Below are 16259 nucleotides of genomic sequence, written 5' to 3'. Positions count from 1 at the left end.
TGTTGAAAATCAGTTTAGCTCGAGTTGTTTTTTTTGCAACGCACAATTATTATATTTTTACTAAACACTAGATAATATAGTAATTTTATGTCTATATTTTAACAAAATAACGACAATAACGAAAAATTCAGGGAAATTTCGGATGTCTGAGGGATCAAAAAAGACAATCAACAACGCACATGCAGCAAAAGCAGCTGATCGCCCTTGGTTATTCAGAACCTATGCTGGCCATTCAAATGCCAAGGCATCCAATGAACTCTACAAAACGAATCTGAAAAAAGGTCAAACAGGCCTGTCTGTCGCCTTCGACCTTCCAACCCAGACGGGCTACGATTCGGATCATATCCTTGCACAGGGTGAAGTGGGGAAAGTCGGCGTTCCCATCTCTCATCTAGGAGATATGGAAACACTGTTTCACGAAATTCCTCTGGATCAGATGAATACATCCATGACGATAAATGCGACGGCCCCGTGGTTATTGGCACTCTATATTGCCTGCGCCGAAAAACAGGGCCTAGACCGTAGCAAACTGTCAGGCACAACCCAAAACGACCTGATCAAGGAATACCTGTCTCGCGGCACTTATATCTTCCCACCACAGCAATCTATGCGCCTTATCACCGATGTGATCTCGTTTACCTACAATCAAGTTCCCAAATGGAATCCTATGAATGTTTGCTCTTACCACCTTCAAGAAGCGGGGGCGACACCCGTTCAAGAGCTTGCCTATGCATTAGCGACAGCCATATCTGTCCTTGATGCTGTAAAGGATTCCGGGCAAGTACCGGATCACGATTTCTCAAAGGTCGTCGGCAGGATTTCGTTTTTCGTAAACGCCGGCGTACGCTTTGTGACCGAGCTTTGTAAAATGCGGGCTTTTACAAGACTTTGGGATGAAATCTGTCAAGAACGTTACGGCGTAACAGAAGAAAAATATAGGCGGTTCAGGTATGGTGTTCAGGTCAATTCTCTCGGACTAACCGAACAACAACCTGAAAATAACGTCTACCGTATTCTGATTGAAATGCTGGCTGTTGTCCTCTCCAAAGACGCCAGAGCCCGCGCCGTCCAACTTCCGGCCTGGAACGAAGCTATGGGTCTACCGCGCCCTTGGGATCAACAGTGGTCTCTCAGGTTGCAGCAGATAGTCGCCTTTGAAACCGATCTCCTTGAATATGGCGATATTTTTAACGGCTCTACAGAAATAGAAAACAAAGTTCAGGCGCTCATGAAAGAAGCAAAAGAAGAGCTTGCTCGCATTGAAGAAATGGGCGGCGCGATCGCCGCTGTAGAGAGTTCTTATATGAAAGGCAAATTGGTAGAATCAGCGGCGCAAAGATTCAGGGATATCGAAAGTGGAGATCTCACAGTCATCGGCGTCAACAAACATACAGAAACAGAGCCTTCTCCCCTGACAACGGGCGAAGATAATGGCTTCTTAAAAACGGATGACGCCGCTGAAGCCCAGCAAATTGAGAAATTAAAACTCTGGCGTCAGAACAGAAATGCCCATGACGTTGAACACGCCCTTTCCCAACTTAAAACCGCAGCCTTGACAAATGGCAATATCATGGAGAGCTCTATCGCTTGCGCACATGCTGGGGTTACAACGGGTGAATGGGCGCAAACACTCAGAGAAATTTTTGGAGAATTTCGCGCCCCGACAGGTGTTGGCCAAAGTTCTTTGAACGAAGGAGGTCAGGACCACCTCGTAAAAATACGGGCTGAGCTTGATGAGTTAACAACGAAGATAGGACGCCGCCCCAAGATTCTTGTTGGCAAGCCAGGTCTTGATGGTCATTCAAACGGCGCAGAACAAATCGCAGTTCGCGCCAAAGAAGCAGGATACGAAGTCGTCTACGAAGGCATTCGCTTAACACCGTCACAAATTGTAAACGCCGCCTTGGAAGAAGGTGTCCACATTATTGGCCTCTCTATCCTTTCCGGATCTCACGTTCCCTTGGTGAAAGAGATCATATTAAAGATGAAGGCCGCTGGAATTTCAGACATTCCTGTTGTCGTCGGCGGCATCATCCCAAAAGACGATGCGGAACGCCTTTTGGAACTAGGCGTTTCTGCCGTCTACACACCAAAGGACTTCGACCTTGGCTCCATCCTTAGCGATATAACCAACATATTATCAGCACCCTACAAAACGGCCGCGGAGTAATATTTTGCATCCTCGACACCCCGGAAAAAGCAATTTTCAAAGAAAAGAGGTTATTCGGGAGCTTAAGAGTCCTCACTAAAAAGTGAGTTTTAATTTCAAAAGCTGCTCCCATTTAATCTTAAGAAAGTTTAAGCATGGCCCTTGTAATGTTTAGTGCCATCCATAAATAGATCATCAAATTCAATTTTACGTACTTAGACTTTTGTTTTGTCAGTACTTTTTAGCTCAATTTATGAGCAACGAGATCAAAATGAACCTTATATTTCGCATCGCTTTTTCAGCCGCCCTTCTCGTCTTTGGTGTCATGTTCCTTGGACGGTCTCACGCACCTAGCGTTCAACCCGCAGCTATACTTGAATCAAAAAGCTCTCTTGAATCTCCTCAAAAAATAATGGAATTAAAAAAGCCAACCTCAATACAACACGGCTAATATAGATTTTCAAAACGGATTTTAATCCGAACCGAGTGCTTTGTTTTTAATTATTACACATAAATCTCATTGCCAATAAATCTGGGAAATCGCAATATACTCCTGAAATAATGCCTCCCCGCAGCAAATAATTCAGGAGTCCTCCTTGTCTCTGTTAGAGCGCGTCAAAGCCTGTCATTTCTGGCAACCGGAAAATTATCGCCCCTTCATTATCAACAATGAAGTTCATGGGCACATCACACATGATTTAGCGACAAGACTAAAAGATTTCACTTCTGTCTTTGATGTATCGTCGCAAAGCGTCGCTCTTTCAACCAAGCTCACAACATTTGAAAACCGCACCAGCGAAGTCGAAAGCGTTATTAAGGCTTTGGTAAAAGATGGCATCATCCCCAGGTGGCGAGATGAAGAATATGCCGTAACCAATAGCTGGCATTTGCCCCCCCTTTTTAAAATGGATCGCGGGGCTTCTGGTCACTTTGGTATTCGAAGTTACGGTGTACACGTCAACGGCCTTGTTCATACAAGAGACGGCCTGAAGATTTGGATTGGGAAGCGCGCGTTATCTAAGCCAAACGCACCCGGAGAATTGGACCATATCGTAGCTGGGGGACAACCCTATGGTTTAACCATAATGGAAAACCTGATCAAAGAAGCTGAAGAAGAAGCCAACATCCCACGCGCTATAGCAGCAACAGCCAAAGCAACAGGTATGGTTACCTATCGCTGCGAACGCCCGGACGGCTTGAAAAATGATCACCTTTATACCTATGACCTATATTTGGATGAAAGCTTTACCCCGCAAAACATGGACGGAGAGGTAGAGGAATTTTATCTATGGCCCATAGAAAAGGTTATTGACCGCATCACAAATACGGATGATTTCAAATACAACGTCAGCCTTGTTTTGATCCACTTTTTGATCAGAGAAGGTTACCTCACCCCCGATGACGACACCTATTCAGATCTGATCAAAGGCATGCACCGTCAAGACATTGCGTGATAATTCGTAAAACCAGACGAACGAATACAAGACACAGAAATAATTCCAAAAAAATAATTCGGAAACATAATTATGGACAGTTTTTTAAATATCTTGATGGTGCTTTCACTTGTTGCTGTCGTTGTCATCCTCTTTGCCGGACTTATCAGCATGGCCCGCGGCGGTGAATACAACAAACAACACGCCAATAAATTCATGCGGTATCGTGTTTTAGCGCAAGGAATTGCACTTATTATTTTCCTGATCGCATTTTGGGCCAAGAACCAATAAGAACAGATTAAAGCTGCTGAACACTCCTTGATAAGAAAAATTTCAGCTTTATTCGTCAAAAGTCAGTCGCATCGGTGATATATCCTAGAAGTCCTTCCAAGGTATTCTTTCCACCTGTTAAAGGAAAAAGCCAACTGTTATAGAAAAAGGTAAGACGACAAACTCAACCCTTTAGAAAGAGAGCTTGCTGTAATGGTCCAGCTGACACGTATTTACACAAGAGGCGGCGATAAAGGTAAAACATCGCTTGGTTCAGGAAAACGCGTTCATAAACACGACCTTCGTGTTGAAGCTTATGGCACCGTTGACGAAACAAACGCCATCGTAGGTATTGCACGATTACACAGCAAAGATCTTGTTGATGACATTCTGGCACGTATTCAAAACGATCTTTTCGATCTTGGCGCAGATCTCTGTTGCCCGGAAGAAAAAGACCCGGAATACCCTCCCCTAAGAATCACTGCCGAACAGGTGGAGAGGCTTGAACAGGAAATAGATGATTTAAATGCTGATCTAGCGCCTTTGAAGTCATTTATTCTTCCCGGGGGAAGTGAAATTGCAGCCTACCTGCACCAGGCCAGAACCGTTTCACGCAGAGCTGAACGCTTTGTATCAGCCCTGAGTCAAACAGAGGACATCAACCCCGAAGGATTGAAATATATAAACCGTCTTTCCGATTTGTTTTTTGTTCTGGCCCGCCATGTCAACGACAAGGGAGCCAAGGACGTGCTCTGGGTACCTGGGGCAAACCGATGATCTTCGGGAGAAAGTCTTCAGCGGATCATTGACAGTGTATGTTGGCGAGCCTAAGGTTCCCGGCGACTGGCTGTTAGAGAGTAAAGCGACAGGTATATAGATTCCTGTCATTTTACTTAGGTAAAGCGCGAATATTAAGGATACTTCTAGATGAAAGTACTCGTCCCAATCAAACGCGTTATAGACGCGAACGTGCAGGTTCGGGTTAAATCTGACCAGACTGGCGTTGAATTAACAAACGTCAAAATGGCGATGAACCCGTTCTGTGAGATTGCGGTTGAGCAAGCTGTACGCATGAAAGAAGCTGGCATTGTCAGTGAAATCATTGTGGTTTCAGCTGGACCAGCCCAGGCTCAAGAAACTCTCCGTACTGGCCTTGCAATGGGTGCAGATCGTGGCATTCACATTCAGAGCGATGAAGATCTGCAGCCACTGGCAATTGCCAAGTTGCTAAAAGCTGTTGTCGCCAATGAAGAACCCGGTCTCGTTATCCTTGGAAAACAGGCGATCGATGGTGACAACAATCAGACTGGCCAGATGCTTTCTGCCCTTCTTGGTTGGTCGCAAGGCACCTTCATCTCTGCCGTTGAAGTAGCAGGTGACAAGTTGAACATCACACGTGAAGTCGATGGCGGTTTGCAAAACGTAAGCCTTCCAATGCCAGCTGTTCTGACCGTTGATCTTCGTTTGAACGAGCCACGTTATGCGTCGCTTCCAAACATCATGAAGGCGAAGAAAAAACCTATTGATGCAACATCACCGGCTGATCTTAACGTAGATGTGACACCGCGTGTCAGCACACTGAAGGTCACAGAGCCTCCTGCGCGTGATGCAGGTGTAATTGTTGGTTCCGTTGCTGAACTAGTCGACAAACTCAAGAACGAAGCAAAGGTGATCTAACGATGTCTATTCTTGTTATCGCCGAACACGACAATGCAAGCATCAAGCCTGCTACCCTAAACACTGTTACCGCAGCGACACAGCTCGGTGATGATGTTCACGTTCTTGTCGCGGGCTCTGGCTGTGCCGCAGCTGGTGAAGCTGCCGCAAAAATTGCAGGTGTTTCCAAGGTTCTTGTTTCTGACGCGTCTGAATATGCTCAGGACATTGCAGAAAACATTGCACCATTGATCGTTAATCTTGCTTCTGGTTACAGTCACGTGCTGGCACCAGCAACGACCTATGGCAAGAATATCCTTCCACGTGCTTCTGCTCTGTTAGATGTTCAGCAGATCTCAGAGATCACAGCAATTGAAGCTGCAGATACGTTTGTCCGTCCGATCTATGCCGGTAATGCCTTGGCAACGGTTCAATCTTCAGATGCAATCAAACTTATTACCGTTCGCGGTACAGCTTTTGATGCCGCAGCAGAAGAAGGCGGTTCAGCTGCAGTAGAAACTGTTGATGCAACAGGTGATGCCGGTCTTTCCACTTTCGAAGGTCAAGAGCTGACAAAATCCGAGCGCCCTGAACTGACAACCGCTGGCGTTGTTATTTCAGGTGGTCGTGGCATGCAGAACGGCGAAAACTTCGCCATGCTGGAACGCGTTGCAGATAAGCTTGGCGCAGCTGTTGGTGCGTCACGTGCTGCTGTTGATGCTGGCTATGTACCAAATGACTACCAAGTCGGTCAAACGGGTAAAGTTGTGGCACCAGACCTCTACATTGCTGTAGGGATCTCCGGGGCTATTCAGCACCTTGCCGGAATGAAAGACTCAAAAGTCATCGTTGCTATCAATAAAGACGAAGAAGCCCCAATCTTCCAGGTTGCTGACTATGGCCTGGTTGCGGATCTCTTCGATGCAGTTCCCGAGCTTGAAGCTGAGCTTGGATAGATCTTTTGTTTTATCTCTCTCACTTATTGAGACTTGATATTTCAAAGACCGATCTGCAATGATACCCTACGACAAGACGCTATCAAACATGATAGCGTCTTGTTTTAAATTACAGTGTAGCGGAAAGGCTCGTGAAGAGTATGACTATTCAGGATATTAAATCCGTTGGCATTATTGGCGCAGGGCAGATGGGTAGTGGCATTGCACACGTTAGCTCCATTGCTGGCTTTGATGTTCACATGGTCGATGTCAATCAAGATCAGCTTGATTCAGCACTCGCCACCATCAAAAAGAACATGCAGCGCCAGGCATCCAAGGGAAAGATATCCGAATCTGACATTGCCACAGCCTTGGGAAGAATCAAAAACTCACAGGAACTGGAAAGCCTTTCCGAGTGTGATGTGGTTATTGAAGCCGCCACAGAAAACGAAGAAATAAAAAAAGATATCTTCCGCAAAGTTTGTCCTTTGATGAAGCCAGAAGCCATTCTCTGCTCTAACACTTCGTCAATTTCCATCACACGCTTGGCGGCCGTGACAAATCGTCCGGGACAGTTCATGGGCATGCACTTCATGAACCCAGTCCCAATCATGCAGCTTGTAGAGTTAATCCGTGGCATTGCGACGGAAGCAGATACCTACCAAGCAATTAAGGATATGACCCACAAGTTGGGCAAAACATCAGCTTCATCCGAAGACTTTCCGGCTTTTATCGTAAACCGTATCCTTTTACCCATGATCAACGAGGCGGTTTACACCCTTTACGAAGGGGTCGGTACGGTTGATTCAATTGATACTGCGATGAAGCTTGGCGCTAATCATCCAATGGGCCCCTTAGAGCTGGCCGATTTTATCGGTCTGGATACTTGCCTTGCCATTATGTCTGTACTGTACGACGGACTTGCCGACACTAAATATCGCCCTTGCCCGCTATTGGTGAAGTATGTTGAAGCAGGTTGGGTTGGTAAAAAATCCGGTCGCGGCTTCTATGATTATGGCGGCGATACGCCTGTGCCTACACGGTAAAACGAATTTAATTACCAATGTAAAAGAGCCATCGTGTTTTCACAGATGGCTCTTTTTATTTTCAGCAATATTTCAGTCAGATCCAGTTTAACCTCAGCCTGTAATCTGGACTGATTTGCGCTTTCTATTTCGCTGTATAAAAATCAACCAGTGTCTTTACTTCCGGCGCATCCCATTCAAAAGGACCGATGAGCGCCCCGACAATCATACCTTCTTTGTTAATCAAATAGGTTGATGGCAATCCCCGTAACCCAAAAGCACGAGAAACGCGGCCTTTGGGGTCAACATAGGCCGGTAAATTTTTCAGATCTTTATCCTCAAAAAAAGGAAGAACCTTTTTAAGACCTGCTCTGTCTTCTGAGAGCGTGACAACACGAAAGAGATCACTTCCCAATTCCGCCTGTAATCTGTCTAGATCGGGCATTTCCTTTACGCAAGGTGCGCACCATGTTGCCCAGAAATTCAAAAGAACAACCTGCCCCTCCATTTCCGCGAACGAGCGTAGTTTTCCCTCTTCATCCTGAAAGGTTTCGATCGGCACTGGAATAGGTGGATCGAACAGAGTAAAGTTCCCTTCGAGTCGCCCTTCGAGTGGAGGTTTATCCACAGCGCCAGCAAATGACACGCTCATCAAAAGCGTTACAGATGCTGCAATGAGCATGTGAAAAAGACCGGACAGGCGAAGGGCTTTAATTTGGATCATTTGTACAAGTCCATAAAGTCGTAAGACCGAATAAGGCGAAAGAGAATACCGTGTCAGAACCAAAAACACCCAGTGAGACATCTGCCAATGCAATGTGGGGCGGACGTTTTAGCGTTGGACCTTCCGAAGTTATGGAAAAAATCAACGCTTCCATCGATTTCGACAAACGCATGTCCGCACAGGATATTGCTGGGTCAAAAGCTCACTGCAGTATGTTGGTTAAGCAAGGTATTATCAGCACAGAAGATGGCAATGCAATACTCCAAGGTCTAGACACAATTTCGCGAGAGATTGAAAACGGAACCTTCACCTTCTCTGCTGCTCTGGAAGATATTCACATGAATATCGAGAATAGATTGCGAGAACTCATCGGGGATGCAGCGGGTAGATTACATACTGCGCGTTCTCGAAACGACCAGGTAGCAACGGATTTCAAGCTTTGGGTTCGAAGTGCGATTGATGAACTTGATAAGCAAACTGGCCTTTTGATCGAAGCCTTGATCAAGCAAGCTGAAGATAATTTTGACGTCATTATGCCCGGCTATACCCACCTACAAGCAGCCCAACCTGTGACATTTGGTCACCACATGCTTGCCTATGTTGAGATGTTTGGACGCGACAGAAGCCGACTACGGGATTGTCGCAAAAGATTGAACGAATGCCCTCTGGGGGCTGCAGCACTGGCAGGGACATCTTTCTCAATCGACCGGCACATGACTGCCGAAGCCCTTGGCTTTGATCGCCCAACAGCAAACTCGCTGGACTCCGTTTCTGACAGAGATCACGCGCTTGAGTTTATGTCCTCTGGCGCGATCCTCGCGACCCATCTCTCTCGCTTTGCAGAAGAACTTGTGATTTGGTGTTCTCAAGGTTTCGGTTTTGTCACTCTTTCCGACGCCTTCACAACCGGCAGCTCTATTATGCCACAAAAGAAAAACCCGGATGCAGCAGAGCTCATTCGCGGTAAAGTTGGCCGGGTTATCGGTTCAATGAACACTCTTTTTGTTGTGATGAAGGGCCTGCCCCTGACCTACGGCAAAGATATGCAAGAAGACAAAGAGCCCGTATTTGATGCTGCTGATACACTGATTCTAAGCGTGACGGCTATGACAGGAATGATCAGTGACATGGTTGCTAATCGCGACAAACTTCATGCCGCAACAGCCCATGGGTTCCTGACGGCAACCGACCTTGCCGACTGGTTGGTCAAAGAACTTAACCTTCCCTTCCGGGATGCCCATCATGTTACGGGTACCATTGTAAAACTGGCCGAAGACAAAGGCTGTGATATAAGTGACTTGAACTTAGAAGAAATGCAAAGTGTCGAAGCACGCATTTCTCAGGATATATTCAGAGTTCTCACCGTTGAACAGTCCGCCCAAAGCAGAACAAGTTTTGGCGGAACAGCACCTGAAAATGTTAAGGCCGCTGCGAAAGCTGCCAGAGAGAGATTTTTGTCATGAAACAAGCCGGAACCATAAAACAAATCTGGATTGTACTAGGACAACACATTTCCGGGAAAAGATCTCTTGCAACAGCAACTCTTATTGGCGCAGGTTTGCTACTCGCCGCCTGTGGTAAGGTTGGGGGGCTAGAACGCCCCAGCGGAGATTGGGATTATCCACAACAGTATCCATATCCCCCTGCTGTAACGCCCAACTCCTCTTCAACAGGTATACCGACCGCTGAACAACAAAACGCTATACCCGAGAGTTTGCAGATACGTAAAAATTCGAAGGTCAAGACAAAGATATACGGACAGTAAAAATTATGAGTGCCTTTGAATACCGCCATGGTCAACTTCATGTCGAAGATCTGTCACTGGCAGAAATTGCCCAAGAAGTTGGGACGCCCTTCTTTTGCTATTCCACCCAAGCCATGGTGAATGCATACAACTCTTTTTCTGATGCTCTCGCAAAAGCAGGCGTCAAAGGCACAATCTGTTACGCACTCAAGGCAAACTCTAACCAATCTGTGATCCAAACCCTTGCCAAAGCAGGTGCAGGAGCAGATGTCGTTTCTGAGGGAGAGCTGCGCCGCGCGTTGCAAGCTGGTGTCGACCCAAAGAAGATTGTCTTTGCAGGCGTTGGTAAAAAACCATCCGAGATGGTCGTTGGTCTAAAAGCTGGTATCCTACAGTTCAACGTTGAATCTTTGCCCGAATTAGAAGCCCTTTCTGCAGTCGCACAAAAAATGGGCGTTACTGCACCTGTTGCTTTTAGAATAAACCCTGATGTCGATGCAAAAACCCATGCAAAGATTTCAACAGGAAAAGCTGAAAACAAATTCGGTATTGATATTCCAAGTGTTCGAAATTTCGTTGAACAAGCCAAAGCTCTTCCAAACATCGCTGTTGAAAGCTTGGCCGTTCACATCGGATCACAGTTAACAGACGCAAGCCCGTTCAAAGATGCATTTGCACGATTGGCGAGCCTCTATCGTGAACTACAGAGTGCGGGTCTACCGCTGAAACGGATCGACTTTGGCGGCGGCCTCGGCATTCAATACAATGATGAGACACCGCCTGATCTGACCGAATACGCACAGGCCGTCAGCGAAGCCATGCACGGATTAGATGCGGAATGTATCTTTGAACCCGGCCGTTTTCTGGTTGGGAATGCCGGTGTTTTGGTGACAGAAACTATATACGTAAAAGATGGCACAAATCGTCGTTTCCTCATCATCGACGCAGCCATGAACGATTTAATCAGACCATCCCTTTACGATGCTTGGCATGACGTCACGCCCTTGAAGCAACCCGATCAAGAGACGCCGCTGAAACCGTGTGACATCGTTGGTCCAATCTGTGAGTCAGGCGATACCTTCGCGACCCAAAGACCCCTGCCCGAAATTGCAGCGGGTGATTTCCTCGCCATGGAATCAGCTGGTGCCTATGGCGCTGTTATGGCCTCTAGCTACAATACCCGGCTGAATGCTCCTGAAGTTTTAGTCAAAGCAGATCAATATGCGATTGTACGTAAGCGTATTGATTATGATACACTGATAAACCAGGACATTCTGCCCGAGTGGTTGTCAGAATAATATAACCGACTTTATTCGTCGTATTATGGGGCGGTATGTCCAAATGAGCCTACCAAAGGAACATATGGACCGATGGATAGTACCGCCCGACGAAGATCACTGTTAAAAAAACAGCCCGCAAGGCCCGAGCTTGGGTTACCATGGAAAATTCAAGCTAAAACCACACTGACCAAAATGATCCTCTTTTGGGAAAGTTTCTGGCAAGCATCCTGCTTTTTTTGGGGAACACTTTGCGCTTTTGTTACCCTGATCCTTCTTGACTTTCCAGCACAAATCCCTTCTTGGGGGCATATCGCATTCCTCGTTTTATCTGGTGGCCTGCTCATTTACGGAGGAATCAAGGCCTTTTTATCAACAAAGATGCCAACTCGTCATCAGGCCTTGCGACGCCTAGAGCAAGACAACCAACTTCCTCACCGCCCCTTAAGTAGTCTTGATGATCGCCCCGTAAAAGCCTCAAAAACTGGCCTTGCTCTATGGCTCGACAACAAGAAGCGTTTAGCTGACTCATTCAATTCGCTCAAACTAACAGCACCGAAACCACAGTTATTTAAATTGGACCCTTATGGATTACGGTCATTGATCGTCATAGGACTATTCATTGCATCCTTTTCATTTCATCAATGGTCGGATCGCCTGTCTTCTGCTTTTGAATTAAGCAAACTATCATCACTTTCCAAGCAACAAGACGTGACATTCAGTTTGTGGTTGACCCCTCCAGATTACACCGGGATGCCCCCCCTCTTTTATGACCAGAGCTTTAGCCCACCACCTGAAATAAGCCTACCAAGCGGCAGTAAAGTAATTACTCAATTTAATGGGGAAGAAACACCACCCGATATTCTTCTTGGTGATCGGACATATCAAACAGAACAAACAGGTTCGCTAAACCATCAAAGCGAGTTCATTATTGAACAGGGGGGAAACCTACAAATTGGTGGATCATTTACATCCGTTGTAAATACCACGATTAACCTCATCGAGGATAATCCGCCCCAAATATCTTTAACGGAGCCCCCCCAAGCAAATGATCTTGGATTACTCTGGCTCAATTACGAAGCGCAGGATGACTACGGTACCACCTTACTGACCATAGAATTTTGGCCACAGAATACACAATACGGGCCAGAAAATCCCGAAAGTACAAAGATAGAAACCCCCCTGCCCGCAAGCAAGGTCAAGACTTACAAAGGTCAACAATACCTCGACCTTACCGACAATATTCTCGCTGGTGAAGAAGTATGGTTTAAATTGACTGTACAGGATGGGATAGGGCAATTGGGGCAAATAGAACCAATTAAAATCGTTATACCTGAACGCAGTTTCACCCATCCTTTAGCCCAACATCTCGTGCAACTTCGCAAGGACCTAAAGACGCCAAGCAACAAGCTTGAAGTTATCGCGATACTTGGCATGTTAGTAAAAAAACCTGATACATACGATCATGATAGTCTGGTTGCTCTGGCCATGAGCATTGTCGGCAAGCATCTTCTTTTTGAGCCGACACAACCCGGCGTTTCAGAGAGCCAGAATATTCTTTGGAAAACGGCTCTCCACCTTGAAGATGGTCGCATCAGCACCGCGCAAAGAGAACTAAGAAGTATTCAACAACAACTCCGTGACGCATTGAGTTCCAATGCCGACCAAGACGAAATCTCTCGTCTTATGGATCAGTTAGAACAAGCTGTCGATCAGCTTCTATCAGATATGTTGAAAGATTTTCTGGACAACCCAGACAAAAACACCCCTGCCCAACCATCCGAAAATGCTCAAACAATTGAAAGTAAAGATCTGCAAAGCATGATCGAACAAGCAAGAATGCTTGCTGAGAATGGTTCTATAGAAGAAGCAATGGAGCTACTTTCACAGCTTCAAAACATGTTAGAGAATCTCGCTTTCCAAAAAGGCCAGCAACCAGGCAACAATGCCAATGACGTAGGGCGAGAAACATTTGAAAAGCTCCAAGATCTGACTAAGAGACAGGAAGAACTTCTGGAAAATAGCTACAAGCGCCAACAAGAAGCCCAAAGTCAACGCGAAGGGAACGGAGCAAAATCCTCGCCACAAACAATGCCCGGCGATGGACGCCCCGGAGAACAAGGGCAAGAGCAGAGCCAAGAACGATATCGTGATGCAAAAAGCCAAGAACGCATCAGGCAAGAGCTTGAACAGATGATGGAGAATATTCAGGAGCTTCTTGGTAATCTTCCAGAAGATTTTGATCAGGCCGAGCAATCTATGGGCATCGCACGCGATGCTTTACAAGGACAAACCGGCGAAGGAAAAGAGAACGAACAAGCTGTACGCGCCCAAACCAGAAGCCTGAGAAAACTGCAAAATGGTACAGAACAAGCCGCTGAAAAGTATTTAAAAATGCTCAACCAAGCCCCAGAACGTGGTAGCGGCTGGGTCAGAGGCAAAGATGGATCAGGACGCGATCCGTTTGGACGAAACATTGGGAGCAAGGGTGGAAATATCGCCAAACAAGGCGTTCCATTGCCTAGCGAAAATGACGTTATCAAAAGTAGATCAATTCTTGAGGAATTGAGAAACCGAAGGAATGATAGAAAGCGGTCTATAGAAGAGAGAACCTATATTCAAAAATTACTGGAACGCTTTTAAAGAATATGAGTTCTAACTTGATATCGGCTTGCTCTCATGTAGAGAAATAACAACATAATTAACCGCTATAAACTCAGGATTCCCAAACCTCGAAATACCTTCGTAATACAGATAAAAACCAGAAAAATAGTGGTAATCTAGGAAAAATCTTTCCAATACAAGTTGATACAGCTGGGTAATTCACAAATTAAAGACGTGTAGTTCAATTTCGTGTACAATCACCTATGGTTGTCTTTTGCCAACGGTGGAGTCCTTAATGAATGGAAAGCGTTTATCAAAATACATCATCTTGTTTTTGTATGTTTTGTTTACCTCACTATGGATGATGGGATCTGTTGCTCTATCTGATGAAAAATCCTGCAATGTGATACGGGTTAATGGGACAACTGATTGGTACCCTGTGTTAATGTATTCCGAGGAAGCGAAGATACATCATGGAATCGCAATCGATATAGTCCGTGAAGTCTTTCGGCGCCTTGATGTTGCAGTCGTAGATGAACCCGCTCTTCCTTGGAAACGAATGCTGCGGCAATTGGACAAGGGAGAGCTTGATCTTTTACTCGGTGCATACTGGACCAACGAACGCGCCCAAATTTATGGCTACACTGAACCTCTCATTAAAGATGAGGTCGCCATTTTTGTCCGTAAGGGAGAAGAGTTTCCCTTGAATAACCTTAAGGACTTGGTTGGGCTTGTAGGCCTCCGTCCTATGGGAGGATCATATGGTGAAAATTTTGATCACTATGCCAAAAAACACCTCGATATTCACGGTGTCAAGGAAGGTGGTACCCTTGACTTATTACTTACCGGACGCGCCAACTATGCCGTATTGAGCCGATACGATGGTATAGCCGACCTTCGGAAAACCGGAAATTCAAATCGCATCAAAGACCTTCCCTGGCCCGTGGCTTCAAACAATGTCCATTTAATGATGAGCAGAGCTTCCCCTTGTTACTACCTTCTGGACGACATCAACAAAGTAATCCGAGATCTCCACAAAGAAGGCTTTACTGAACAGCTTGAGGCGCGATACCTTCAGGTTAATTAAACCTAAATCAGGTAACATTCTGGCGTGGGAGCGTCATTATTATTTAGCTTGTCTGTAGGCCTAAAGCTTCTTCTGCTGCATCACAAATTTCTTGCAAGCTAAATGGCTTTGTCACGACCTTGAAAATCAGCTCTTCCAAGTTATGTGCTCGTTGCTTTTCAGCTGAATACCCCGTCATGAGTAGCACAGGCATTTCTGGGGCATCTTTTGCCACCTTAAGCGCCAGCCCGATACCGTCCAGCCCCGGCATGACAATATCTGTAATCAAAAGATCATATTTGTCTTCACCAAGCGCTTCTAGTGCCTGCATGCCATCGCCAACGGCTTTTACTTCATGATTTTTATGCGTCAAAGCCCGCGCAACAAAACTACGTACAGCCTTATCATCTTCAGCTATCAAAATCTTCGCCATACAGGGTCACCGCTCTCACGCTAAACTTATAGTTAATAATTCGTTAATACGAAGAATATCACGTCGTTGCGAATGATGCCACGTTTGAAAGAACCGACGAAAACTATCAGGCTACAGGGCTATTCATCGACAGGGTCAAAATCAGGGTTTTTCAGAGCATCATCATCCGAAATAAAACTTGTATTAACCCCCGCAGCTTTTGAGCTGCTTAGAAGTTCAATAAAAAACTCTATTTCTTCTTTCGGTTCTAAATAAGGAACATCCAATGTAATGGTTTTACGAGAAACCGCCGCACCGCGATTATCTGACAGCCAGCCTATTAGCTTGGGAACGACAACCTTCTTGTCCAGAGTATTCTTAATTTTACCTGTTAAAACAATAACCTTGATACCATCACGAGATCCTCGTTCAGTTTCCTGATCTTCAATTTTAAGACCGTGCCCTACTAAATAAACCTGTAACCCCAAAAGGTCATACACTTTCATAGCTTCAGGAACAGTATCGACAATCTTGGCCCTCGTGGGGCGATCAGCAAGAGCATAAGCACCTCCCCCCACCATAATCAAAAGGAGAAGCCAGGCGATAAGTCCCCCTTTTCCTTTTTTCTTTTCTTTCTTTTTGTCTGGAGCAAAGCCTTTTGGCCGCTTGGTGCGTACATTTCCTGGCTCAACAAAGTCATCATCCAGTGGTGCCGGTTCTGGTGGAACTGGCGAAGGCGCTTCTTGTGAAGAAGCCGCATCACTTTCCATCTTTGGAGCATCGTTTGTTTCTTCAGGAATGTCCGCGTTAGCAGATGTAAACTCCAAATCAGGTTCCTGAAACCAAATATGTCGACAGCTACTGCAACGGACCTTGCGCCCGGAATCACCTAGGGCATCAGAGGCAATTCGGAATTTGCTACTGCATTCAGGACAAGAAACAATCATTCGATTTTTCACCAGCG

The 16259-nt window shown here is 45.9% G+C and carries 16 protein-coding genes; 13 read left to right on the top strand and 3 right to left on the bottom strand.

Translation table 11 applies throughout. The annotated features are described in order from the left end of the window. Positions 1–115 precede the first annotated feature (115 nt). The 8 genes from ACN0QW_RS01080 (at position 116) to ACN0QW_RS01045 (ending at position 7489) form a co-directional block, all read left to right on the top strand. Positions 116–2170 carry a methylmalonyl-CoA mutase family protein gene (locus ACN0QW_RS01080; protein WP_417428712.1) on the top strand — a complete coding sequence of 685 codons (2055 nt, stop codon included), beginning with the start codon at positions 116–118 and terminating at the stop codon, positions 2168–2170. Positions 2171–2420: 250 nt separating this feature from the next. Continuing rightward, a complete protein-coding gene (locus ACN0QW_RS01075) occupies positions 2421–2600 on the top strand; it encodes a hypothetical protein (protein WP_417428003.1) in 180 nt (59 codons plus the stop codon). Positions 2601–2745: 145 nt separating this feature from the next. Then, positions 2746–3603, top strand: a complete 858-nt coding sequence (locus ACN0QW_RS01070; RefSeq protein WP_417428001.1) for a DUF4743 domain-containing protein — start codon at positions 2746–2748, stop codon at positions 3601–3603. A 72-nt stretch (positions 3604–3675) separates the two neighbouring features. After that, a complete protein-coding gene (locus ACN0QW_RS01065) occupies positions 3676–3873 on the top strand; it encodes a twin transmembrane helix small protein (protein WP_085900978.1) in 198 nt (65 codons plus the stop codon). A gap of 192 nt (positions 3874–4065) precedes the next feature. After that, a complete protein-coding gene (locus ACN0QW_RS01060; protein ID WP_417427999.1) occupies positions 4066–4629 on the top strand; it encodes a cob(I)yrinic acid a,c-diamide adenosyltransferase in 564 nt (187 codons plus the stop codon). A gap of 150 nt (positions 4630–4779) precedes the next feature. Beyond that, positions 4780–5529, top strand: coding sequence for an electron transfer flavoprotein subunit beta/FixA family protein (locus ACN0QW_RS01055; RefSeq protein ID WP_417427997.1), 750 nt, complete (start codon positions 4780–4782; stop codon positions 5527–5529). Positions 5530–5531: 2 nt separating this feature from the next. Then, a complete protein-coding gene (locus ACN0QW_RS01050; RefSeq protein ID WP_417427995.1) occupies positions 5532–6464 on the top strand; it encodes an FAD-binding protein in 933 nt (310 codons plus the stop codon). Between the two features lie 140 nt (positions 6465–6604). Then, the gene (locus ACN0QW_RS01045) at positions 6605–7489 is read left to right on the top strand and encodes a 3-hydroxybutyryl-CoA dehydrogenase (protein ID WP_417428710.1); all 885 of its coding nucleotides are present in this window, start codon (positions 6605–6607) and stop codon (positions 7487–7489) included. Between the two features lie 124 nt (positions 7490–7613). Here the strand turns inward: ACN0QW_RS01045 and ACN0QW_RS01040 are convergent, their stop codons facing one another. Then, positions 7614–8192: a TlpA disulfide reductase family protein gene (locus ACN0QW_RS01040; protein WP_417427993.1), complete on the bottom strand. Its 579-nt coding sequence runs from the start codon at positions 8190–8192 to the stop codon at positions 7614–7616. Positions 8193–8284: 92 nt separating this feature from the next. Here ACN0QW_RS01040 and argH point away from each other — a divergent pair, with 92 nt between their 5' ends. The 5 genes from argH to ACN0QW_RS01015 all read left to right on the top strand — a co-directional run bounded on the left by argH (position 8285) and on the right by ACN0QW_RS01015 (position 14904). After that, entirely contained in the window at positions 8285–9655 is a 1371-nt protein-coding gene (argH, locus tag ACN0QW_RS01035; protein ID WP_417428708.1) for an argininosuccinate lyase, read from the top strand. Further along, positions 9652–9957, top strand: coding sequence for a hypothetical protein (locus ACN0QW_RS01030; RefSeq protein WP_299371129.1), 306 nt, complete (start codon positions 9652–9654; stop codon positions 9955–9957). Before argH ends, ACN0QW_RS01030 begins: the two co-directional genes overlap by 4 nt. A 5-nt stretch (positions 9958–9962) precedes the next feature. Further along, the gene (lysA, locus tag ACN0QW_RS01025) at positions 9963–11234 is read left to right on the top strand and encodes a diaminopimelate decarboxylase (RefSeq protein ID WP_417427990.1); all 1272 of its coding nucleotides are present in this window, start codon (positions 9963–9965) and stop codon (positions 11232–11234) included. 72 nt (positions 11235–11306) lie between these two features. Next, positions 11307–13856: a DUF4175 domain-containing protein gene (locus ACN0QW_RS01020; RefSeq protein WP_417427988.1), complete on the top strand. Its 2550-nt coding sequence runs from the start codon at positions 11307–11309 to the stop codon at positions 13854–13856. A gap of 256 nt (positions 13857–14112) precedes the next feature. Then, positions 14113–14904 carry a substrate-binding periplasmic protein gene (locus ACN0QW_RS01015; protein ID WP_417427986.1) on the top strand — a complete coding sequence of 264 codons (792 nt, stop codon included), beginning with the start codon at positions 14113–14115 and terminating at the stop codon, positions 14902–14904. Positions 14905–14947: 43 nt separating this feature from the next. On the opposite strand, the gene ACN0QW_RS01010 is transcribed toward ACN0QW_RS01015, so the two are convergent. Together ACN0QW_RS01010 and ACN0QW_RS01005 are read right to left on the bottom strand one after the other, a co-directional pair. Then, positions 14948–15316, bottom strand: a complete 369-nt coding sequence (locus ACN0QW_RS01010; protein WP_299371141.1) for a response regulator — start codon at positions 15314–15316, stop codon at positions 14948–14950. 119 nt (positions 15317–15435) lie between these two features. Then, positions 15436–16242 carry a zinc-ribbon domain-containing protein gene (locus ACN0QW_RS01005; RefSeq protein ID WP_417427984.1) on the bottom strand — a complete coding sequence of 269 codons (807 nt, stop codon included), beginning with the start codon at positions 16240–16242 and terminating at the stop codon, positions 15436–15438. Positions 16243–16259: the final 17 nt, after the last annotated feature.

Source organism: Kiloniella sp., from assembly GCF_048259265.1.
In the GTDB taxonomy this organism is placed as follows: Bacteria; Pseudomonadota; Alphaproteobacteria; order Kiloniellales; family Kiloniellaceae; genus Kiloniella.
Note: the sequence above shows the minus strand (reverse complement) of the source record. Positions and strands in the feature narration are given on the sequence as shown.

Excerpts from the sequence above, each read along its gene's own strand:
- ACN0QW_RS01020 (WP_417427988.1), top strand. The coding sequence starts at position 11,307 with ATGGATAGTACCGCCCGACGAAGATCACTGTTAAAAAAACAGCCCGCA.
- ACN0QW_RS01010 (WP_299371141.1), bottom strand. The coding sequence starts at position 15,316 with ATGGCGAAGATTTTGATAGCTGAAGATGATAAGGCTGTACGTAGTTTT.
- ACN0QW_RS01045 (WP_417428710.1), top strand. The coding sequence starts at position 6,605 with ATGACTATTCAGGATATTAAATCCGTTGGCATTATTGGCGCAGGGCAG.
- ACN0QW_RS01060 (WP_417427999.1), top strand. The coding sequence starts at position 4,066 with ATGGTCCAGCTGACACGTATTTACACAAGAGGCGGCGATAAAGGTAAA.
- ACN0QW_RS01050 (WP_417427995.1), top strand. The coding sequence starts at position 5,532 with ATGTCTATTCTTGTTATCGCCGAACACGACAATGCAAGCATCAAGCCT.
- lysA (WP_417427990.1), top strand. The coding sequence starts at position 9,963 with ATGAGTGCCTTTGAATACCGCCATGGTCAACTTCATGTCGAAGATCTG.
- argH (WP_417428708.1), top strand. The coding sequence starts at position 8,285 with ATGTGGGGCGGACGTTTTAGCGTTGGACCTTCCGAAGTTATGGAAAAA.
- ACN0QW_RS01040 (WP_417427993.1), bottom strand. The coding sequence starts at position 8,192 with ATGATCCAAATTAAAGCCCTTCGCCTGTCCGGTCTTTTTCACATGCTC.
- ACN0QW_RS01005 (WP_417427984.1), bottom strand. The coding sequence starts at position 16,242 with ATGATTGTTTCTTGTCCTGAATGCAGTAGCAAATTCCGAATTGCCTCT.
- ACN0QW_RS01030 (WP_299371129.1), top strand. The coding sequence starts at position 9,652 with ATGAAACAAGCCGGAACCATAAAACAAATCTGGATTGTACTAGGACAA.
- ACN0QW_RS01065 (WP_085900978.1), top strand. The coding sequence starts at position 3,676 with ATGGACAGTTTTTTAAATATCTTGATGGTGCTTTCACTTGTTGCTGTC.
- ACN0QW_RS01015 (WP_417427986.1), top strand. The coding sequence starts at position 14,113 with ATGAATGGAAAGCGTTTATCAAAATACATCATCTTGTTTTTGTATGTT.
- ACN0QW_RS01055 (WP_417427997.1), top strand. The coding sequence starts at position 4,780 with ATGAAAGTACTCGTCCCAATCAAACGCGTTATAGACGCGAACGTGCAG.
- ACN0QW_RS01075 (WP_417428003.1), top strand. The coding sequence starts at position 2,421 with ATGAACCTTATATTTCGCATCGCTTTTTCAGCCGCCCTTCTCGTCTTT.